The 22,771-nt window shown below is 36.7% G+C and carries 18 protein-coding genes and 1 tRNA gene; 3 read left to right on the top strand and 16 right to left on the bottom strand.

The window, feature by feature from the left end:
* Positions 1 to 142: 142 nt before the first annotated feature.
* Positions 143 to 1,273 carry a nucleotidyltransferase family protein gene (locus ACM0OT_RS17310; RefSeq protein WP_414565662.1) on the top strand — a complete coding sequence of 377 codons (1,131 nt, stop codon included), beginning with the start codon at positions 143 to 145 and terminating at the stop codon, positions 1,271 to 1,273.
* Positions 1,274 to 2,028: 755 nt separating this feature from the next.
* Positions 2,029 to 3,471, top strand: a complete 1,443-nt coding sequence (locus ACM0OT_RS17315) for a hypothetical protein (RefSeq protein ID WP_414565663.1) — start codon at positions 2,029 to 2,031, stop codon at positions 3,469 to 3,471.
* Positions 3,472 to 3,553: 82 nt separating this feature from the next.
* Here ACM0OT_RS17315 and ACM0OT_RS17320 read toward each other — a convergent pair whose 3' ends face one another.
* The 16 genes from ACM0OT_RS17320 to ACM0OT_RS17395 all read right to left on the bottom strand — a co-directional run bounded on the left by ACM0OT_RS17320 (position 3,554) and on the right by ACM0OT_RS17395 (position 21,219).
* Positions 3,554 to 4,741: a glycosyltransferase family 4 protein gene (locus ACM0OT_RS17320; protein ID WP_414565664.1), complete on the bottom strand. Its 1,188-nt coding sequence runs from the start codon at positions 4,739 to 4,741 to the stop codon at positions 3,554 to 3,556.
* Positions 4,742 to 4,890: 149 nt separating this feature from the next.
* Complete coding sequence (locus ACM0OT_RS17325) at positions 4,891 to 6,129, bottom strand: glycosyltransferase family 4 protein (protein ID WP_414565665.1); 1,239 nt, start codon at positions 6,127 to 6,129, stop codon at positions 4,891 to 4,893.
* Positions 6,126 to 7,421: an O-antigen ligase family protein gene (locus tag ACM0OT_RS17330; protein ID WP_414565666.1), complete on the bottom strand. Its 1,296-nt coding sequence runs from the start codon at positions 7,419 to 7,421 to the stop codon at positions 6,126 to 6,128. The genes ACM0OT_RS17325 and ACM0OT_RS17330 overlap by 4 nt, the downstream gene beginning before the upstream one ends.
* A gap of 165 nt (positions 7,422 to 7,586) precedes the next feature.
* The gene (locus tag ACM0OT_RS17335) at positions 7,587 to 8,765 is read right to left on the bottom strand and encodes a glycosyltransferase family 4 protein (protein ID WP_414565667.1); all 1,179 of its coding nucleotides are present in this window, start codon (positions 8,763 to 8,765) and stop codon (positions 7,587 to 7,589) included.
* Between the two features lie 259 nt (positions 8,766 to 9,024).
* Entirely contained in the window at positions 9,025 to 10,164 is a 1,140-nt protein-coding gene (locus tag ACM0OT_RS17340; RefSeq protein ID WP_414565668.1) for a glycosyltransferase, read from the bottom strand.
* Between the two features lie 15 nt (positions 10,165 to 10,179).
* Positions 10,180 to 11,139, bottom strand: coding sequence for a glycosyltransferase family 2 protein (locus ACM0OT_RS17345; RefSeq protein ID WP_414565669.1), 960 nt, complete (start codon positions 11,137 to 11,139; stop codon positions 10,180 to 10,182).
* Between the two features lie 80 nt (positions 11,140 to 11,219).
* Positions 11,220 to 12,128, bottom strand: a complete 909-nt coding sequence (locus ACM0OT_RS17350) for a glycosyltransferase (protein WP_414565670.1) — start codon at positions 12,126 to 12,128, stop codon at positions 11,220 to 11,222.
* 97 nt (positions 12,129 to 12,225) lie between these two features.
* On the bottom strand, positions 12,226 to 13,344 hold the full coding sequence (locus ACM0OT_RS17355; RefSeq protein ID WP_414565671.1) for a polysaccharide pyruvyl transferase family protein: 1,119 nt from the start codon (positions 13,342 to 13,344) through the stop codon (positions 12,226 to 12,228).
* Positions 13,345 to 13,376: 32 nt separating this feature from the next.
* Positions 13,377 to 14,858 carry an MOP flippase family protein gene (locus tag ACM0OT_RS17360; RefSeq protein WP_414565672.1) on the bottom strand — a complete coding sequence of 494 codons (1,482 nt, stop codon included), beginning with the start codon at positions 14,856 to 14,858 and terminating at the stop codon, positions 13,377 to 13,379.
* A gap of 139 nt (positions 14,859 to 14,997) precedes the next feature.
* The gene (locus ACM0OT_RS17365) at positions 14,998 to 15,843 is read right to left on the bottom strand and encodes an FAD-binding protein (RefSeq protein WP_414565673.1); all 846 of its coding nucleotides are present in this window, start codon (positions 15,841 to 15,843) and stop codon (positions 14,998 to 15,000) included.
* A 325-nt stretch (positions 15,844 to 16,168) separates the two neighbouring features.
* Positions 16,169 to 16,966: a WecB/TagA/CpsF family glycosyltransferase gene (locus ACM0OT_RS17370; protein ID WP_414565674.1), complete on the bottom strand. Its 798-nt coding sequence runs from the start codon at positions 16,964 to 16,966 to the stop codon at positions 16,169 to 16,171.
* Between the two features lie 810 nt (positions 16,967 to 17,776).
* Positions 17,777 to 18,001 (bottom strand): hypothetical protein, encoded by a 225-nt coding sequence (locus tag ACM0OT_RS17375; RefSeq protein ID WP_414565675.1) that lies wholly within the window; start codon positions 17,999 to 18,001, stop codon positions 17,777 to 17,779.
* A gap of 59 nt (positions 18,002 to 18,060) precedes the next feature.
* A tRNA-Leu gene (locus tag ACM0OT_RS17380) sits at positions 18,061 to 18,144 on the bottom strand.
* 151 nt (positions 18,145 to 18,295) lie between these two features.
* The gene (gene obgE / locus ACM0OT_RS17385; protein WP_414565676.1) at positions 18,296 to 19,324 is read right to left on the bottom strand and encodes a GTPase ObgE; all 1,029 of its coding nucleotides are present in this window, start codon (positions 19,322 to 19,324) and stop codon (positions 18,296 to 18,298) included.
* Between the two features lie 500 nt (positions 19,325 to 19,824).
* A complete protein-coding gene (locus ACM0OT_RS17390; RefSeq protein WP_414565677.1) occupies positions 19,825 to 20,277 on the bottom strand; it encodes a hypothetical protein in 453 nt (150 codons plus the stop codon).
* Positions 20,278 to 20,559: 282 nt separating this feature from the next.
* Positions 20,560 to 21,219 (bottom strand): Mo-dependent nitrogenase C-terminal domain-containing protein, encoded by a 660-nt coding sequence (locus tag ACM0OT_RS17395; RefSeq protein WP_414565678.1) that lies wholly within the window; start codon positions 21,217 to 21,219, stop codon positions 20,560 to 20,562.
* 443 nt (positions 21,220 to 21,662) lie between these two features.
* Here ACM0OT_RS17395 and ACM0OT_RS17400 point away from each other — a divergent pair, with 443 nt between their 5' ends.
* Positions 21,663 to 22,766: a glutamate--cysteine ligase gene (locus ACM0OT_RS17400; protein WP_414565679.1), complete on the top strand. Its 1,104-nt coding sequence runs from the start codon at positions 21,663 to 21,665 to the stop codon at positions 22,764 to 22,766.
* The last annotated feature ends 5 nt before the right edge of the window (positions 22,767 to 22,771 follow it).

A 22,771-nucleotide genomic window follows, 5' to 3' on the forward strand; every position in this document is an offset into this window, starting at 1 on the left:
TATTGCTGTGATTGTAGTATTTCACCGCCTAACTTGGGTGAAATGACATCTTTAACTCCCTAGATACTGAACAACATCTCAAATTAGCCAAATCTGCATTTTTGTTCTGGGCCAAAGTACGCAAACTTAGTCTAATGTTCTGATGAAAACCCAACCCCATAGTGAAAATCAGGAAATCAAAAACAGACTTGAGATTGAGCTACTTCTAAACAGTGTCCGTACTCATCCAGATCCTTCAACTACTGAGCAAATCAAAACCCTGCTTGAGCAAGACCTTGATTGGACATATATCATCCAAACAGCAACCTTCCACAAGGTCATGCCATTGCTTTACCAAAATCTCAATACCATCTGTCCTGAGCTAGTTCCCCAGGATATTTTGGCAGAGCTGCTCTATTATTTCAAAGCCAATGCTAGACGCAACCTGTTTCTCACTAACGAGCTGCTTAAACTGCTGAATCTTTTTGAATCCCACAATCTCACCGTAATTCCCATTAAAGGACCTATTCTTGCGGTCTCAGTTTACAATAATCTCGCACTGCGGCAGTTTGGAGATATTGACATCTTAGTTCGCCCCCAAGATGCCATAATTGCCAGAGATTTGCTGGTTACTCAGGGATTTCAAAACACATACAACCATACGCGAGAGCAAGAAGTTGCCCGACTAAAATCTCCATATTGCAAGGATAATAACTACACACACAAACACACAGGAGTTAATTTAGATCTCCACTGGCAACTTTTGCAGAAATATCTATCTTTTCCCATTGCTCATGAACGGCTGTGGCAGCGTCATGCCTTGGTAACTGTTGCAGGTAAAACAGTAATAAATTTATCACCAGAAGATAATCTGTTGTTTCTCTGCGTCCATGCTTGCAGAGACCGTTGGAACAAGTTAAGCCTAATCAGTGATATTGCTGCACTCATCTGTGTTACACCCGAAATAAATTGGGATTTATTAATCAAGCAAGCTCAAGAATTAGGTTGCTGGAAGAGATTTTTGCTGGGCATTATCCTCGCTAAAAATCTACTGGAGACAGATTTACCCACAGAAATTTTGTCAAAAATAGAGGCTGAACCTGGATTAGTAGCCATGACAACTCAAGTCAGAGAAAGGCTATTCATTCAAACTTACAAGTCGCCTGCACTGTGGACAAGGTATCTCTTCGACCTGAACATTAGGGAACGTCTCCAAGACAAAGTTAAGTATGGTATTTATCAATCAATTCTGGTGACTGCCAGAAGTAACAAGTTATTTCCTTCTTGGATTTAGAAGCGTGTTTGCCAGTTGGTTTTTATCCTTAGGAGTCGCACAAAAATAACTTGAACACTTTTAATTGGAAAGTAAGGTTAACAGCTTACTCCAGATTAAATTTGTACAACTTATTTTTACATGATGCCTTAATAGTGTAGACAAGCCGACAAGTTTGAGGCACAAGAAATTAAGAAACTATTCATACCCTTATTGATGGAATAACAAAAGGGAATGATTGTCATGACTAATTTACTCAATCAACCTCAAAATTATCTGGAGGTCAGCTATAAAATTCTCATTGATTGATATTGAGGTTGTTTAACAATCTCTTAGCCTATCACTTGGATGGATAGATGTGTATTGGTTTGTCATGAAACCTCAGAGTCGTATTTAAATGACAAGATTTTCAATTGCCAAAAACTAATGATTGATGGTGAATATTATGGGGGCGATAGCGCAAACGCTGTTTCTTAGATGCCCGGAGGGCTTTTGTCAGTCGCTAAACAGATTAACGTCTTCAACACTTTCCAGATAAAGGATAGACAATTTTTAACTATCTGTGAAATGTGGACTTTACTGCCAATTTTGTTTTGATATTAATGGCAATTACGTATTTTCTCTCAGACTAATTAGCAAATTATTGAGTTAATCTCAAACACATTGCACTTATCCCTTTGGCTACAGAATTATTTTCAGACAGAGTAATTACACTTTCTCCAAGTTTCCAGCTTTAAGTATTGTCAAATTTAGGTGTTCCCGCAAGGATTTTAATCATGAATAAACGTACTGCTCTTTTGTGTTCAATTCTGACAACTTCTGTTTTTTTAGCTGCACCATCAGGTAATGCCTTAGCAAATACTGCTGTTAATATCACAGTTCGCCAAGGAGCAAGGCAAACATTTCAAGGTTTTGGTGCTAGCCAAACGATTAATGGTGGTTTACGACATGCAGACTTGGCACAATCAGAAAAAAACACATTACAAAAACTGGTTTGTAATGACATAAAATTTAGAATTGTGAGATTGTGGTTTGATCATTCCCACTACGCACCCAAGCCTAGTGTAGAAGATACTTCTAAATTTGTAGATACTTTTGTCAAATCGGGATTTATTTCTGATTCATTAGCTCAGGGTTGTAATAAATTTTTACTTGCTCCCAGAAGCATTCCCAACTACATGGCTTCCGCAATTCAACCGCGCTTAATTGCTGACTCACAGATTAAAAACTATGCCGCAGTCTTAGCAAGTTTTATATTTAAGATTAAGCATGAACATGGAATCAAAATTCATGCTACAGGTGTATTGAATGAACCAAACGCCGCTAAAATCAAGATTTCTAATGCTCAATGGCCAGCTATGATTAAAAATCTCCGTAAAGAGCTGGATAATCGTGGTTTAAAAGATGTCAAAATTGTTGCCCCAGAACATGCAAGTGGTAACGAAGAAGCTGTTCAAGCCATCAGAGCTATAAAAAATGATCCTGAAGCATGGAAAGCTTTGGATGGCATTTCCACCCACTCCTATAACATGGCAGCCACAAATGCAATTGCTAATTTAATTGAGGGTACAAATAAAGAGTATTGGATGACTGAGGCTAGTACTAATGGCCCAGAGAATCCGGGCGATGCTTTAAATGCTGCTTCTGCTGCTTCTCGTTTTCTGAATGACATGAACCATAGAGTCACCCACTGGATATGGTTTATTGGTAATTCGCCAGCAGATTATAGGGATGATGCAACACGACTGATTCGTTATTTCCGCAACCCATTTCGTTATGATATTTTTCAAAAATATTATTACTTTCTCCAACTCAGCAAAACTTTTGATATGGGTGCTGTATTTAGAAAAAGTATCAGTTCCTTAGAAGGCAGTATGACTTGGACTTATGGTAAAAAACCGCGAATTACTGTAGCCAGTGCCAAAAATCCAGATGGTTCGTGGGGAATAGCCGTCAGTAATTTTACAGATGATAGATTTGAATTTGTCTTGCCTAACGGTTACAAATGGTCGAACTCCCAAGGTGGTTATGCAGCAGAAGATTTTTCCGTAACAGTTTTTGTAGAAGAACTTACCCAAGCTAGCGATAAAACTATGAAAATGTATCGCTCAAATAGCAAAATTAATAATGTTTATATAGGTGACGCCGTTATGCGTAAAGGCAAGGTTACCATCCCCAATGTAAAAAGTTTGGATTTAATTACTTTGCGGAGTAAGTAGGTTCTCTGAGGAGATGGGGATAACCTCTCCACTTTTTTCATCCTTAAATCATATAGAGGCGTTTCATGAAACGTCTCTACGATTACTCATTATTTTGTATAACTTGTTGATAAATTTTCATTAATTGCTGATAATTAGTCTTAGAAGTATACTTATTTTCATAGGTATGACGAGCATTCTGTTTCATAGAAATTATATTTTCGGGGTTATCCATAGCCCATTTTATTTTTGCGGCTAAACTTACAGCATCTCCTGCTTGAAAATGTAACCCATTAACACCATTTTCTACAATTTCTGCCATACTACCTAATTTGGGAGCTAACACAGGTAATCCACAGGCAAAGGCTTCTATGATTGTTAAGGGAAAACCTTCATACCAAATTGAAGGAAATATTAAAAAATCGGCATTATACATTAATTGAAAAACTGTTTCTCTTTCCTGAAATCCTAGAAAATCAATCAAAGCTCCATACCCTGTATGCAGAGCTTTTTTCTGCAAAACTTGCTTCAAAGGACCATCACCAACAATTTTTAAAGGAATAGATAAATCATTCTGAATATAAGCATCAATTAACAAGGAAGCTCCTTTTTCTTCTGATAATCTACCAACAAAGAGTAAATAATTATCACGTTTCGTGTATTGTTCATTGTAGTTTTTATCAAAAATAAAATTTGGTTTAATATAAATTTTTGCTGCTGGCAATCCAGCTTGAATCATTTTTTCTTTTTGAAATTGTGTAAAGACAATATAAGCATCTACCTTGTCATTCCAAGTACCTCTCAACCGATGGTAGGTAGTCATTGCTGCTACAACCGAGCTTTGCAGATGAGATTGGCGATAGCATCCATGCAATACACTAGACCAAGGTACTAATGAACCGATGCAATCTTCACAAATTTTGCCATCTCGAAACGGCATTGCTTTAGGACAAGCCAAACGATAGTTGTGTAAAGTTTGGACAACAGGCACTTTAGCCGCATAACAAGCATCATAGACAGCCGGAGAAAGTAGGGGGAAAAAGTTATGCACATGTACTATTTCTGGACAAAAGCGACTTATTTCTGCTTTGACTCTTTTTTTAGCGGCAAAAGAATAAATAGCCCTTCCAGATGTAACAGCTGTATCCCAAATACTATTTATCGTGTGATTGTGTTCTTCTAATAAAATTACTTCGTGTCCGTTGGCCTCTAATAAAGCTTTCTCTTCCTGAACTACCCTATCTTCACCACCCGCAAATCGGTAGCGGTTATGTAAAATTAACAGCTTCATGCTTGTTTCTCTAAGCCGAATTATTAATACTCTACAAGTAAGTAAGGGTGAAATAAAACCTTAAATATACTCATTGTTCGTAGAGAGTACTTTAGCGATCGCAGTCAATATTTTAAGAGCTAAAATCATGACTACAAATTTTATTTAATTTATTCCTGGGTGCAGACTTGTTGATAAATTGTAGAGAGGAAAAGTCCTCTCATTTTCCAACTAAAAACATCTTTTACTCTCTTTTGTCCAGCTTGACCCATACGCAGTCTTAATTCTGGGTCTTTAGCCAACAATAACATTCCTTGAGCAATATCTTTTACTGTTGTCTCAGGTGTATGCGCCGGGATTGTAAATCCAGTTTCTTCTGTCACCTGTACACCTGGTCCTCCTAAATCTAAGCAAATTACTGGGCAACCTGCCGCCATTGCTTCTAAGCAAACCCATCCACCAGAATCATGTAAACTGGGGTGAATTAGTACATTGCACTCGCCCAACTTACTCAAGGTTTCATTCCTTGATAACCTACCCCAAAATTTTACTTGATGAGCAATACCAAGTTCTAAGGCTAAGGTTTGCAGTCGTTTTCGTTCTGGGCCATCACCCACAATCCAGTATTCTGTATCATCAGGTAAGTCTGCTTGAGCAAAGGCTTGCACTCCTAAATGAATTCCCTTCCAATGCAGCAATCTTGCCATACTAATAAACCGAAATGAGGAAGTATGAGGATTAGTAAACTGAGCAAGTTGTTGAATTTCTTCTTCAGATAAACCAGATTCAGGAAAAATTTGCACATTTTTTGCAGCCATATGGCGCAGTCTTTGAGCAGTATCTTTTGTTGTTGCCCAAGCTAACATGCTACGTCTCGCCGTCAGTCGAACAAAGGGGTCATTTTCCCCCAGCCAGCAAGCCATATTTCGCATAAATTCGTAAATTTTGCCCCGCAGACTAAAATTTTGCCCAAAAGCCTTGGGCGTTAGTTCAGCGCCTCCTACGGGGCCCCAAATAAAGGGAATTGGCAAAAGTGATATAAAGCTAGGACTAGAGTATTTGACATAGGTCACATGATGACAGACATCAAAGCAAATATTTTGGTGGAGTGACCTACTAACAAAATATGCCTGAATTTGCCAGAAATAGTAGTGAAAATAAACCCACTTTTGTGTTCGTTTTCCTTTGGGACTCCAATCAATGATCAAACCACAGGGGTCAAGATAAACGAAATGTAGTTTGGGCAATGGGTTGTGTGCTAATTCAGCTTCAAGACCTGGGCGGTGACAATTTGATGTCAAGACCCAAACATGATGATACTTGCTCACTTCCCGAACAATATTCCAACCTACTCCTGGTTCAGAACCTTGACCTGGCTCACAGGCGTATGCAGAAATCAGAATATTCATGTCAGAATTTCCGGATGAGTTTTATGAAGTTTTATTGCTGCTAGACCTACACCATACATTGTCCAAAGCCAAATACCACCTGTGGGCCCTTCAATAATCACTTCAAATGTTGTCACCGTCATCGAGGCTATCCAAAAAGCCAGCAGCGTCAAAAAGACCCCAGCCCATTTTGTTTGACCTTTCATTCTGCTTTGGCGAAATTTTAATAGTATGGTTCCGGCCCAACTCAGTTGCACCAGTAGCCACAATACCAGACCAGGTACACCAGTCCGAGCAAGAACTGATATGTGTCCATTGTGTGGACTGCGAACATTACCATCACCTAAAGGATCAAAGCCAGAATCAACTCCCAAATTTATACCAAATCCTTTCCCAGTCCAGAAATAGTCTCCAAAAATAGTGTAGTTAATAATATAATTCCACCAATCTAAACGATAGTTTTTAGTTCCTTGTCTCTCTTGATTATCAACAAATATACTAGCTATTTTTGAAAATATAGGTTCAAATATTTCTGGATTCATGAATAAAATTAGCAAAATTATAAATATCAGAATAGTTAATATTTTCCAAATTTTGCCACTTTTATATTTACTAATACTAACTAAAGCAAAGGCATTTAAAAAGGCAAGCATTCCAGCTCGATTTGCATTGATAGCAACAACTGCTAAATTGATTAAAAACGTTAATATAAAAAATGTAGTTTGAAATTTTAGTAAATTTGAACCAATAAAAAAGGCTGTAATTGCAGAAAAATGAGTCATAGTATCAGCAGGTTTAAGAGTGATGATTTGCATACTCGAACCTGGAACAATAGGCAATGTTACGTTTTTTGAAATTGCCCACACAAACGGCATGAGAATAACAAAAATCTTACTAAACCGCTCATACTGAGAAACCATAAACAGAAAACGCTGTGGTTTACCAACTAGCAAAGTTGCGATTATTAAAGCAAAAAAACAGTAGTACCATAAAGCGGCATCACGTATAGTGTCTAAGCCATATATTGGAAAATAGGGGATGGTATTAATGCAACACCACAGCATAAACAAGAGTAAAAACCAAGTTTGAGGTAGTTTAAGAATTTTAGGAATTGACTTATTAATACTTAAAGTTACCAATCCAAAAAGGAGGGTAATTTCACCAATATAAGCAGGAGGAATACCGACGTAGGAAAATCCCCTACCACAAATGGCATAACCGAGGAGAACCCAACTATGCCAGCTTAGGAATTTGTCTGCAAAGTTAAATTTTTTAGTAGTACTTTTAGATGCAATACTTGTCTCTCCTAGCATATTCTTTTTTGCCTAATAACTTTATTGTTCAATGAGTTAAGTCTCTGCTACTGTAACAAAACACAGAAAGACAATACTAATTATTTGATTGACGCTTTTAGCATAGTAGATTTATCAGCTATTTGATAATGTAACTATTAGTTTGACTTTTTTGAAAATCTTAAATTAAATGTGTGATATCTGGCGACTAAAAACCAGTTCATAAATAGCCATTATCCGGCTGTAGTTCTGCTGTGCTGTATATTTAGCTTCAAACTCTGCGCGTGCTTCTCGACGCATTTGGGCAATTACAGATGGATTTGCTATGGCCCATTGCACTTTGGCAGCTAGGTCATTGGGGTCTCCAGGAGAGAAATGTAAGCCTGTACGGCCAGATTCTACTAATTCTGCGATCGCTCCAATATTGGCAGCAATTACGGGTGTACCTTTAGCAAAAGCTTCAACTGCCACCCGACCGAAGGTTTCATACCATTTGGAGGGAAAAACGACAAACATTGCTTCTCCCATTAATTTATGTACTTCTGACATTGGTCTACGTCCCAGCCATTCAACTTGGGGTAGTTTTTTTACTGCGTCCATTACTTGAGAAGCAAGAGGGCCATCTCCAACAATCTTTAAAGGAACTTTTCCTTCTAACAGTTGCCAAGCAGCAAGTAAGGTATCTAGTCCCTTTTCTACAGAAAGTCTGCCTACAAAAAGTGCATAGCCACCAGAACCTTGTCCTCTTCCGGGATCTGGATGTACAAAGTTAGGTTTAACGACAATTTTTTCTGCGGGTAGTCCACCTGCAATAAATTTCTGCCGCGCAAACTCAGTAAGGCAAATGTAAATATCTACCATTTCCAGCCAAGTACGCATAGTACGGTGTGCAGTTAGCATGGTTGCTACTACAGTAGTTGCTGAACGATTTTCTCGGTAGCAACTATGCAAAACCCCAGGATAAGGAACGAACTTACCCATACAATCTTCACAGACTTGCCCATCACGGAAAAATAAGCCATTGGGACAAAGAAGGCGGTAATTTCTTAAGGTCTGGACTACAGGAACGCCTTCTGACTTCGCCGCATAGTAAACAGATGGAGAAATTAAAGGGAAAAAATTCTGGATGTGGACTAGATTGCAGTCAGATTGCCTAAGTTTTTGTTTAACTATGTTGTAAGACTCGGTTGACCATATAGTTCTAAGTGCCATCGGTACATAACCAATAGCTGCCACTCGCTCATTGTGTTCTTGGTAAACATCAACTTCATGACCCATTTCCCGTAACAGGCGTTCTTCTGACTCGCAGGATTCGTCTTCACCGCCACGGATTTGATAATTGTTATGAATACTTAAAATTCGCATTGCTCTTGTTAAAACACCTTTAAGCTAAAGCTTTGCTACTGGAATCAATGTCATGAATAATTTTTTCATAGAGATGTGTTAGAGATTAAGTTTTCATAATTTTACATTGACAGCACCTATGAGGTGTAGTTGCTAATCAATATTCTTTTTATCGCTGTATATTTGGAAAATATCTAAGTTACCTAATTAAGCAAGTTTCCTAAATGCTAGTCAGATAATTGGAATAAATGAATTACTAATATTAGAATTATTTGACTACTTAAAGTTCACCTTTTAATACTGCCTCATAAATTCCTTCTAAAACTTTGTTTTGCTGAGATTTGGCAAAGTTGGTTTGCATATTTTCCCGCGCTTTTAAACTAAATTGGTACCATTTTTCTGGATCTTTAAATAACTGCACAATATATTCAGCCAGCAGTTTTGAATCTCTCTCTGGTGCTAAAAAACCTGTTTCTCCATGAATTACTCCTTCTGGAATACCTGCATGAAGGGTACTAATAATAGGGGTTCCCATAGCTTGAGCTTCGAGAATTACTATAGGTAGTCCCTCAGAATCTCCTTGGGTAGCAGTGACGCTGGGTGCAGCCAGTAATCGAGCGCGATTCATCCAACTTTTGACAACATTTGACGGCTGAAATCCCAAAAATTGGTATCGATGAAGTAAATTTGCTGCTAGCGCTTCTAAATTTAAACGCAAAGGACCATCACCAATAACCACTAATTCTACATTAGGAAGAACTGACTGTACTTCAGCCATTGCTCGAATCAAGTATTCACAGCCTTTTTTTTCAACTAAGCGACCAACGAACAGTACCACAGACTCACGATTCACGTTAGTATCTGCTTTAAATAGTTCTGTATCTACACCGATGTAATGTACCAATATCTTATTTGCAGGAAAACCTTTTTTTACCAGTTCTGCTTTAATAAACTCAGACACAGCAATAAACAACCGAGTTTCTTGTTTGAGCGCTTCTCGACGCTTGAGGTAAACTCGACTACTAATAGATTCATGCTGAGCATACTCATCAGTCATTGTGGCATCAAGACCATGAAAGGTGACAATTAGGGGGATTCGCAAATACCTCGCCAATGGCAGAGCTAAAGCTCCACATACGCCAAAATGTGCATGAATTAAAACAGGAGACAACTGCTTGACTTGTTTATAAAGCTTTGGTGCCAAGCCGAATAACTTGAACACAAGTTCTTTAGCTGAACCAATCAAACTACCCTGATTGATTACAATCATACGCTCAGGCGGTAGAGTTAATTCTTTAAGTAACCGCGCACCTAAATAATAAGAAGTAAAATTATGTAAACTTTCTCCTTGAGACAGAATAAAGGTTTCTGATGTAGGTAGAAGGCGCCCAGTAAATACAATCAGATTAGGATTAGGCATAACTGCAAAACGCTATTAAAGCCCCGTAAGTGATTTTAAGCAGTAATATATTCCTCGCAAATAAATATTTAATTTTTCTCTATTAGAAGCCGAGGATAAATAATTATTAAAAGTTTCTTTATTTATCACATCTTTATTACCAGATTCCCATTGAAATCCTATACCAATTGCCATTAATTTATTAGCAAATTTATAAAATTGGGGAAATTCTTGTTTTACCCATAAACCTGTATACATATATTTTCTGGCTTTTTGATCTTGTCTATCTTTTCTTAAGGTTGCTGCATTATTACCGTGAACTTTTTGCAGGGTTAATGCATCACTTAACATAAAACCTTTACTTAATCCCACTGCCATAAATTTTACATAATAATCATTGTTCGTAATTATTTTTGGAGCAGGCATAGGCAGGATTTTCTCTAAAAGTGATCTGCGGAAGCAAAGACCAGAACAAGGAGGAACATGTGGAGGAAGTCTACCTGCATTAATCAGGGTTCGAAAATCACATGCACGAGTTTTATAATTTGGTGTATTTGTTACGGGCAAAAAATTGTTGTTTTCATCAATTAATTGCATACTATGAAAACACCAACCAATTTCTTCTGATGATTTAAATATTTCAACTACTTTTTCTATTTTCTCCGGTACAAATATGTCATCCGAATCTAAAAAACAAATAATTTCTCCTTTACTTTGGGCAAACCCGGCATTGTAATTAGATGGTTGTCCACCATTTTCTTTGAAAATAGGAATTATTTGATTACCATATTGAGTTATGACTTCTCGTGACTTATCTTGGGAACCGTCATCTACGACAATGACCTCAACATTTTCATAAGTTTGTTTGAGCGCACTATCTATTGCTTTTCCAACAAAGCGATCATAGTTATAGTTACCTATAATTATGCTTACTAGAGGAGTATTACTCAGCGTTGATGATTTTTGAATAGTTGCAGATTGATTGAAGTTTATCATTGTCTGTACAGGATTATAGTGTGAAACACGTTGATTAAATTAACTAGCAAAAGAAATAATGACCAAGCTATTAACCAGTACTATCCCCTTGCAGATATTCCACCCAAATAAAGACGAATTTTTTCGGATATTACTATGTATCTTGCAAAAAACATGACTAAAATTAATTGAATCTTTTGTTGATTGCTTGTCAACTCTTTATTTTTCCAAGCACGATATAAACTTCTAAAAGGAGGCTTAAACGTTTCTACTATATCCAGGAAAATTTCCATCAATGAAGGCTTTTGGCTCATCATTCTGTCAAATTTTCCACCAGTAAGACGTGCAACTCGTTTTCGTAGCTGGGAAAATGAGTGTCTTGCAGGATGATTTACACAAGCATCATCAGCATATACCTGCTCATAACCTGCTGCAAAAACTCTCTGTCCCCACTCGCGATCGCCACCTGATTTAAGAGTACTATCAAAATCACCTACATTATCAAAAATATGTCTAAAAGTAAAAATATTTGCAGTCATACCATAGTGTAGTTCCTCCAGTTTTTCTTTCTGGGGAAAATTTAGTTCAATTTTTTCAAATATTTCTACAGATGTTGGCTTATCTGGATTTTGAAAAAAAAGGTCTATCCTCCCAGCAACTAATCCACAATTAGGAGTGCTAATTAGATGTTTGACACCTTTTTCTATCCAATCTAATGCAGGAATACAATCTGAATCGGTAAAGGCAAGTATTTCTCCTTTTGCTGTGGAAATTCCTTGGTTACGAGCGGCATAAGAGCCAGGCTGACTTTCATAACAAAATTTAGTTTGTTTAAATTTAACAGTTATACTCTTAATATCCTCCTCTGAAGCATTATCTACAACAATAACTTCATACAGATGCTTAGGATAAATTTGATTCTCTAGTGCCTCTAAACATAATATTAATTTTCTCGAGTCATTAAAAACTGGGATGATTACCGAAATAAAATAATTGGGATAATGATTCATAATTTATACTCTTACCTATTCAATATAAAACTAAATCAATTTTCCGGACAAATTAAACAACTATTATGCTTTTGAAATGGCAAAACTTTCTTGAATTTTATCTTTTGGTTCCATTTTCATTATCATTATTAATATTATTTTTTTTTGCTTGTGTAATTGCTTCCATTAAGCATTTTTTTGATTCTGCTATTTTTGATTCAATAACTTCTAAATCATAGTCAATATTAAATATCTGATCATTTACTAATTTGTCTCTTACCTCTTTTGAAAATCTTCTGTTTTCTAATCCTAATTCTTTCAGTAGATCACTTACTTTGTACATTTTTTTAGTGTTAACAAATACAGTAAAGGGTTTTTGAAAAATAATAGAAAATATAGTCCCGTGGTAAGTATTCGTGACGACATAAGATGCTTGTGCATATAAACCAATCCATTCTTGAGGACTAGCATGTATCAAGTTGACTTTTGCTAGGCTATTATATTTACCAACAGAGACTATTATTAAGTTTTTAGATTGGGCTACAGATTTTACAAAATCTGCTTCTCTTTGACTTAATTCAGTTTGATTATATATTAAAAGGTAGTTATCTCTAATTGGTGGAGTCTTTTTAATAGCGTCATAATTAATTAAAAAAGTCGGATCGAGTACTTTTATAGCTTCTGTGTGACACTCATTGATAATAATTTTTTGACTATTAGTATCACGAACTAAAATAGTTTGAAATTGATTAATTAATTGATTTATTTCTTCTGTTTGATTACCTAATGTAGTTGTATTTCCAAAACTAGCTGCATAACTTATCTTACAAGTAGTTTGATTGCTCACAAAATCTAAAAAGAAAGATGAATCAAATCCTCTGAAAGAATCCAAGCACCATATTTGGTCACTACCACAGATTACAACATCATATTTTTTGCTAAAATAATGTAACCCTTTTTTTGAATAGAGTTTTTTAGCACTCAATTTCATATTAGAAATTAAAAATCGCCTCATTTTCCATGCTCTTGCAATATTGGCAAAGGCTTCGAGATTAAATCTAAGCTTTTTATTAATTGGAGTTAATGATCTGGTGTAATATCTTATGGCTTTATAAGGGCGATAATCTATAATTTCAACATCATATCCTTGATTTTTAAGGAAACTCCATAAACCATAAGCTTGCAGTGTTGCTCCGTAATTATCTATGTGGTGAAAAGTTATAATTCCAATTTTCATAGTTCTTCTCCGTGAAATATTTATTTAAAAAATTATACTTTTTTTTCTGTCTTTAACTTTATATTTTCAGCTAAAGCCAGTACTGATTTGAAAAGCTTGGGTGATATTATCGAAATAGTAAAAATATAAATAGAGATACCCAGTAATACCGCAATAGCTGTTAATAACCTTATTTCAATAAAATCTTTTAATACAAATTTAATTCCTAACATAGAACTAATCATTACAAATGATGCTACTAAAGGTACTACATATAAACGTAAATATTTCATTAAATTAATATGAGCTAGTTTGCTAATAGCTATTAATGAAATAGGAGATAGTAAGTAAGCACGAATTACATAAGCAGATGCGACAGCGACAATACCCCATTGGACTACCGCAACAAAACTTATGACATTGGTAACGGTATTGATTACTTGTATCCACAGCCTCCACGCAGGTTTTCCCAAAGCCATAATTACAGAACTGTTATAGTAAAGAATTAGGTGAACTGGACCAATTAAAGATAAGATTTGCATTACTGGAATGCTTTGATTCCATTGCTCACCAAACAATATTTTTACTAATTCTGGTGCTAATACGGTTACACCGAGAAACATGGGAAAAGCAATGATACTTGCAAACTGAGTAGCATTATAGAAAGCATTTATTAATCTTTCGGGTTCACCCTGCAATCTAGAAAATATGGGGAATGTGACTTTTGTTGCTGTACTAATTAAAACTTGTGTCATTACTAATAGCAATTTGTAAGCAACTGCATAATAACCTAATGCCACTGGTCCAAGAAAGTAGCCAATAAGTAAGTCATCTGAGCGGCGGTTAAAAAAGTTAATTATATTAAATGCAGAAACATTAATTCCAAAGTTAAACAGTTCTTTGGCATGTATGGTTGAAAATCTAAACCCGGGTCGCCAATTGCTAACTCGCCACAAAACTAATACCTGCATTAAACCATTAGTTAGTTGTTGGCCCACAAGACTCCAAACTCCGAAATCTAGAAAAGCCATCACTACACCCACTATCCCACTGACGAAAACTGCGATTAGTGAACGTATGGCTAAACTTTTGAAAGCAAGCTGACGTTCAAGAATAGCTTGCTGTACGCTGCTCAACCCACTAAATATAAAAGTTATAGATAAGTAATGAATAATTCTTGTTAACTCCGATTGCTTGAAGAAGTCAGCAGCTAATCCAGCACAAGCTATGCTTAAAGATGTCAAAAATAGACTAATTCCTAACGTTGTCCAAAATGCAGTATCTAAATGTTCTGACTCCACTTCTTGACGCTGGACAATTGCTCTAGATAATCCTTGATCAAGAAAAAGCTCCACAAATGCAATAAAAACTGATGCTAAAGCAATTAATCCAAAAGTTTCTGGATTAAGTAGACGAGCTAAGATAAAGAAAACCACTAAAGAGACTGCTTGCCTTCCCCAATTTTCAATAGCAGACCAAGCTAAGCCTTTAACTGCCTTTTGTCGTAAATTTGATAATTTTTCAGGATATTCCATTATATTAAATATAACCAATTAAAAGATTTACAGTTTGGGATCGAATGTTGCAAATCAAATAAATATTAATCAAATTATTTATTTTGATATATAAAATTAATATTGTATTTTTAAGAGTTATTTTTTGAATCCCAATTATCTATTTTACTTGAATTAGTTCAACAGCTATTTTTTGCCTAGTTATAAAATGCAAGGTTTTAGCTATTTTAATTAAGATAAGTATTGAAATATGACTTTGTGATTTGTTTAGTATCCAGTTAGTTGTTTTATCAGAAAACATCGCCTTACCACAAGAAACCCCCCTGAGTATTTTGAGTATTTTAAAATTAGCCATTTTAAATACCGAGCCACAGTTAGGTGCTTTGTTATCTTGATGTTCTTTAGCCCAAGTTTGTCTTAAGTTTATGGGGTTTTCATTAAATTCTGCTTGTTCAAACTGAAAAACTGCACTCAATATCAGCTTTGAGTGTATCCCAGTAAACATTGTTTCTCGATAGTTGCGTGTGATTTGATTATTTTGTAGTGTTTTTATACATCCATCTTCAAAGAAGGTTACACTTTCCACAAAATCGTATATTGTACATCCATATTGTCTTCCTCGACCAGCGTTCATTGCTAACGCTCCTCCAATAGTAGCTGGTACGGATGCAAGATAATAAAATGAATCTAATGAATTTTGATAACAGTATTTGAGTACTTCCATCAGTGAAACTGAAGAAGATACTTCTATTCTCTGCTCAGATAGAGAATTAATATATTTAGGTAGTTTATTTTTCAGTACTAATGTTTGAACATTCTTGCTTGCAAATAGCGTATTAGAGCCGTTACCTATAATATAAATATCTACTTTGTTTTGTTTTGCCCAATCACAGTATTCATTGAGTTCTTCTAAAGTCGTAATTTCTCCAACTCGTTCAAATAGATGTTGGGTTCTATAGTGTGAAAGACTATTAGATGTAAAAGATTCAACTTTTATATTAGACATCTTTACTTTTGCTTTCTACTTTATTTAGGTATCAAGTGCTTACTACCAAATTACTTAAACCAAATAATTTGTTTTCTTCAGTGTGTAATATGCCTAATGTTAAGTTTATTTAAACCAAATTTTTATCCAGGGAGAAATAAATTATTTTCATGGTCAAATCAATAAACTCTCTTATATACATACAAAATTTACTATGAAAGAGCTTGAGGATTTAACCAAGAAAACTAGCAGATTATGTACTGAAGATCTATAAGTTTTGGATGGCACCTTTTTTGCATCTAGACTTCTATATAAATCTGCTTATAAATAATATTAAAGTATCTCATCAATCTCCAGTGCCATTTAGAAAAACTCCGGCAAAACGACTTGAAGACAACAACTGTTTAGTTGCTAACCACAGAAAAGGTGGAATTGTTGTCCCATAACGACGCCAAAGTCGGCGTGGCTCTTGAACCCAGCGATAAAGCCATTCCAGCCCTAGATCTCGAACTAAGCGTGGTGCCCGCTTTTGAATCCCTGCATAAACAGGGAAAACGCCGCCTATGCCAATCATCACTGCCTGAATTTTATCCTGATGCTGAGATATCCAATTTTCTTGCTTGGGACACCCTAGGGATACAAATACTACTCCAGCACCACTAGAGTTAATTTTATTGATTAAAGCTTCGTCTTCCGTCTCAGTCAAAGGACGAAAAGGTAAAGGTTCCATTGCTGCTATTTTCAGCTTGGGAAATTCCTCATCAAGACGTTCTCTCATCCGAGAAAGAATTTCGGTTTGTGAACCCACAAAGAAAACACTAATGTTGTGTGCCTGCGATCGCTTACACAATGCTAAAAACAAATCCATTCCTGCTACACGATCTTGGCAATGCGCTCCCATTTGTCGCATCATCCACACTAGTGGCATCCCATCAGGGGTCACTAGATCTGCATTGTGTAATACATTGGCAAATTCTGGGTGCCAGTGAGCTTCCATCAACATGTGTACATTTGCTACACATACAGCTTTGCTCTCACGAGCGATCGCCCACTTCAGGATTGTTTGTATCTGATCATCAAAGCGCAAGGCAGTAATAGGGAAATCAAGCACCTTTTGAGTAGGCAGAAAGCTTCCTCCTACCATAAATCACTCCTCGTGTCAAGAATAAAAACTAGACATTACCTAAGGTAGTCCTAAAATCGAGCAATGAATCAACAAGCTTCCTCGATTCTTTTTTTAGCTTTATAACATCCTCAAACGTAAACACATGAATATTAAACTGTTTCATCAGTAATCTTACTGTTTACCTACAATTATGGAACTTTCAGTAAACGTATATTATATTACTGTGCAAGTTCACACTTTTTACATATTAGAGGGTAAACTTTATATTTAATTTATATTTTTACATAGATTAATTTACGAAATATTCACAATTGTACCAGAATTTTTTACGTAATCTTATTGATTAGAAAATATTAATTTTCATTATGCTACCAAAATATAGATAGTATAACTACCAAATTTTTAACCACTTTATTTGAGCCTTACAGAGTTTCGCTAGATATAATATTTAAGCAGAAACCCTTTATTTATCAGGCTTTTTGGTTTTAAGAGGAGGCTAAAAAACGTCTAGATAGAGAATTGGAAATTCGATTTCCAAGCCTTTACTCAAAGAAGACAAATGACATTTATTTTAAATAATTTCGGTAATCCTACTCTAAATAAAACGTTATATGGCTATTCAGTAAAAATACTTTCAAAAAATATTGAGAATATGTTAAAAATGTAACAATTAATACAAAATATTTTGTATCATTTTTAGTGAAAGACTTTACCTTTTACTATGGGGATAACTTATTGAAAATGAGTCAAATTTTTCTGAATGCAATATGGTGTAGCTAAAAAATGGTTGAGACGCGGCTGAGATAGGAGGGATTTTTCGCCAAAAAGCTAGAGAATTTGTGAGTTGTGTGTCCAAAATGGATAAAAAAAAAGGGAGAAGATTTTTTCTTCCCCCTGGCGATTATTTTTGCTGTTATTTGTTTTGTTCGATTCTTTTAGTTGTTGTCGCAGCATCTGTCTTTGCTTTTTGAGTTGTCGTTTTCTAGCTGAACCACCTCGGCCTTTATCATTTCTCCCTTCTCTACGGGGAGATTCCCATCTTTTGAGTTGCATAATCTTAGATCCTCCTTAATATGCACAATGCATGTAAAATCGGCTTATACACTTAAAAATGGGCAGGAGGAGAATCGAACTCCTATGACCGCAAGGCCGCCACATTTTGAGTGTGGTGCGTCTACCAATTTCGCCACCCGCCCTTGGGTGCAACTTTACTATTCTATACTCTATTTACTAAATTTGCAACAAGAGAAACGCAAAATTTTTGCTTGGCTCAATTTTGCAAAGTTCCAGTATCTCTGGAACCTTCAAAATATATAGCTGCTAGGTGAATTAGTATAAAACCAGTCTTTACCTCACTGCTTCGAGTTCTTCAGCAGCATTAGTTTCATCAAGCACTCGCCAAATTTCTTGTAATAAAGGCTCTAATCCTGTACGAGTAACTGCTGAAATCAAGAAAACTGGTGAATAAGAAAGATGATTTAGTTGCATAGCTAATGCTTCTAAGTCTACTGTTTCTCTATCAACCGCATCAATTTTGTTCAACGCTACAATTTGCGGGCGCTTTGCTAAACCTCGTCCGTAGGCTTGCAATTCTTGCTGAATCGTCTTGTAATCACCTATTACATCTTCACTTGTAGCATCAAGTAAATGTAATAAAACTCGTGTGCGTTCAATATGGCGTAAGAAATCGTATCCTAAACCCGCACCTTGAGAAGCGCCTTCGATTAAACCGGGAATATCCGCAAAAACTGTACCATCACCAGTGGGTTTTCTCACTACACCCAAATTGGGAATGAGAGTTGTAAAAGGGTAATCGGCAATTTTCGGACGTGCGGCGGATAAAGAAGAAATTAGTGTGGATTTGCCGGCATTTGGTAACCCAATAATCCCGACTTCGGCCAAAAGTTTCAACTCTAGGCGCAGTACTTTCATGTCTCCTGGTAATCCAGGTAAAGCATATTCTGGGGCGCGGTTACGGTTACTCAAAAAATGCTGATTTCCCAATCCGCCTTTTCCGCCTTCAGCAACCCGAAAACGTTGCCCAGGCTCAATTAAATCGCATAATAAAGCACCTGTACTCGCATCATAAACAGACGTACCACAGGGAATTTCGATAATCAAGTCCTTACCATTAGCCCCGGTGCAGTTATTTGGCCCACCACGTCCACCATTATCTGCTTTAAAAAGATGTTTGTATCTGAAGTCTAGTAAAGTTTGCAGGTTAGGATCAACTACAAAAATTACCGAACCACCCCGCCCCCCATTTCCGCCGGAGGGGCCGCCTGCTGGTACGTACTTCTCTCGCCGGAAGGCGACGATACCATCGCCACCTTTACCAGCTTCTACTTCAACTACTGCTTGGTCAATAAATTGCATAATTTAGCTATTTGAGAAAAATTAAATTTATTTATGGACTTACGCAAAAATTGCCAAAAAGCTTAATTTATCGAACCGCCCGCGCGCAGCGATGCCCGTAAGGGCTGTAGACGCCAAGAACGCCAAGAATTCGTAGAGTGTGCGTAAGTCCTATATTTATGGAGACAGGGAGTAGGCCTCCTACTTGACATTATCTTTCCTGATTAATCAATGATCAAAATACCTTTACCAAAAAGAAAGATGAGAGAAGGCTGATGTAGTAGAGTTCTTGTTTTCCACACGCCAACTCAAAAACTACAAACAGCCCATGTTCAAATGTAATTTTATGTTTGAGTAACTTAGATTTGACCTCTGAGCAAATTATCGACTACGACTCAAGTTCAATTTCCCTGATGCAAAATAATTTTCGGTTATGGAGGATTTTATTATCCAGAGGCAAACGGTAGTCACTAATGCGGTAAGTCTTTCATTTTATCAGCGATCGCCTGAAAACTGTCACATTAGTCTAGTCGCGTCTTTAACTCAATAGCCTCTTCTACTTCTAAGTTTGTCAAGACTTCCTGTAATTTTTGCCGAGAGGCTGTAAATTCCATATTGTCCCAGCAATGCCCGTTACCACTTTTCATCATGGGTGAACTGCGTAGCTGACGTAGTACATTCAGGCAAGCAGGACAGTCACAACCAAATAGGGTGACGGCGGCATCACTTTCTGCGGCACTGAAATCGAAGAGAGTATCTTCTCCAGAGCCATCTGAATAGGCAACGAGGATACCACGGTTTCCGTGAGGCAATACTGAAGTTTGAGTCTGAAAATCAGTTGGTAAATCACAGGAGGCTTGAGTTTCATTGGTAGTCCTGACTGTGGCAGATACACCAGGTGTTGGTAACATAGTTAACACTGATGTAGCTAATGTGGAAATTACAACTAAATTAAACCATAGCCTGTATTTCATACTCAAATCTCCTCGACAATTTACAAAACCTTTGAGCAGCTATTTTAATTCATCTCAAGCTAGTAAACCAGTTTATTCAACCTTTGTGAGCAACTTTCTGGAGTGGATACAGCAGCCTCCGTTGAAAATCAACAATATTTAGGTGTAAAAATATACTACTAACTGGCAAAATTGTTTACCGACACTAGTAGTAAAAAGTAATATTTATAACTGGTTTTTAGTCAATTATACGTTGTCACTTTTTTCTGTTTTCAGACTGCAAACTCTACCAATATTCAATAACTAGATATATGCCGAAATATCTTCACCACATTCATCAGCTAGGTAAGAAAGGGCGCGAAAACGTAAACCCACTAGTTGTTCATACAGGGGATTAATTTTACATAAAGGCGGTATGTGGACAATTTTGCGTCCAAATAAAGTGATGTCCCGCTCGAAGGGACACTGGGAGGGAATCATTTTGCACAAAAAACGGGCAACTCTGGGGTCTTTAATCTCTAGTCCGTCTAGCCAGTCACGCAGGGGACAGAGTGCATCTTGTGAAATTGCTCCGGGTGCAGATATCTGTCTTTCGTCGTCTAGAGTATAGCGTAGAGATTCTAGAATATCTTTTGGCTGTCCTAAAGCATCGCACAACTGTTGCATTACTTGATCCTCGCTGGGAGAATATGTACCATTGGCGATCGCTACCATTACGGCTGTACGCACAAAATTATCTGCGGCTGGTGTCTTTTTACCCAAGACTGCGGCTAGTTCTTCTGGTTCAATTACTCCTAAGGAATCCCACTCTAGACTAGGAGCTAATTCACTTTTGGTCAGAGTGGTAATTAATTCCTGTTCTTCGGGATCAAACTTACCATCTGCCCAGGCTATGGTGAGCAGTCCACGTAACCACGCGGTAATTTGTTCGTTGCTATAAGGGGATTGAACGGCAGTTGTCATATACTCACGCCTCAAATTTACCTTGATCAACCTTAGCAATTTCAGGATGGCGACTTGTCAAATTCATGCGATCGCCACACTTATATTAAAACTAGGAGAGTAGTCAAAGCCACCCTTACCTGTGAGTGTAACTTTAGTAAGTATCTCAAATTATCTTGAGAATTTTTATAGTTAAACTAAAAATTATTGTGTCGTTGTGGAGTTTGTCAGGAAAATTTAATTTAACCTCCATCTCTGACAATTAACACGATTAGTGCCAAAATTGCTAACTTCTAGCTACACGGTAGACTTTCAATCTGCCAATTTAACAGAAATTTTTGGTGCAACTGATTTTGACTCTGATAGATTAATTAATGAGAAACTATCTCATATAGTATGCTATTTGCATCTCTTGTAGCGCTAGTCCTACTTTAATCAAATTAAGCAATTGTAATTAAGTATACATGAAGTTTTGTTTTGGTATCGAGCATGAAGTCGCTTTCCTGAACCGGGAAGGAAAGTTTGCTGATTTTTCCCAGACTAAGTTTGCTGATTTTAACCAAATTGTAGAAAAGCTACCCACATACCCCGAAGATTACTCTCAACTACGCGTCGGCGATGCTGGTATTAGACAAAAGAGATGGTACATTGAGGGGTTTGAACGCTTTGCTGATTCTGACAAAGTTATAGACTGTTTACCCAAAGGCATTGAAATTAGAACCACTATACATTCTGATATTCAAGGTGCTTTAACTGAATTATCAGAAAGTTTTCGCTTGCTGCGTGAGGTTGCTTTTAACTACGGTTTTTCACCAGTTTTGACAAGTTTTAATCCCTACAAAACTGTCTTTGAACCACAACCTCCTTTAAATGAATATGAACTCCAGCAGCTACAGACTTACCCAGATGAACGCACGGCTAATATTTACATGGTTACTTATGGCCCAGATTTAAATATTTCCGTGGCAGATTTACCAATTGAAAATGTAATTGATATTGGTAAAAAGTTAACTTATTACAGCCCCTATATCGTGCCTTTTAGTTATAGTTCTCCTTTTTATAATGGGGATTTATGGCCAGGTCTATCAGTACGCACTTTTGTGAGAACTGGAAAAAGATCAGCCGCACTAGTATTTGTTGAGAAACAGGAACAACTAATTAATAGCGTACCTTCATTAACAAAAATTGCCCGAATTCCCGCAGAAGTAGGACGCATTGAATTTAAAGCTTGTGATACTTGTGATGATTTTTTTATTTATGGAGCTTTGTTAGCTTTATTAAAAGGTCTAATTTTAGATAAAACTTTGCCAGGAAGAGCCATCATACCTGATGCAAACTTGCACCAAATTTCTGCCCAGCAAGGCTTTGATAATGCAGACATTTTTACTGATGCTACGCAACTTATAGAAGTAGCAGAAATTGCTCTACACGATGACCCAGATGTTGATTTGTTAATGCCATTAAAAGATATGTTGGCAACCCGCAAAACCAAATCACATGAACTAATTGCAACTTACAAAAAAACAGGTTCAATTGCAGCAGCAATTAAGCAAAGTTATCAGGAATAAATAGC

This window comes from Anabaena sp. CCY 9613 (genome assembly GCF_963920895.1).
GTDB lineage: Bacteria > Cyanobacteriota > Cyanobacteriia > Cyanobacteriales > Nostocaceae > Cyanocohniella.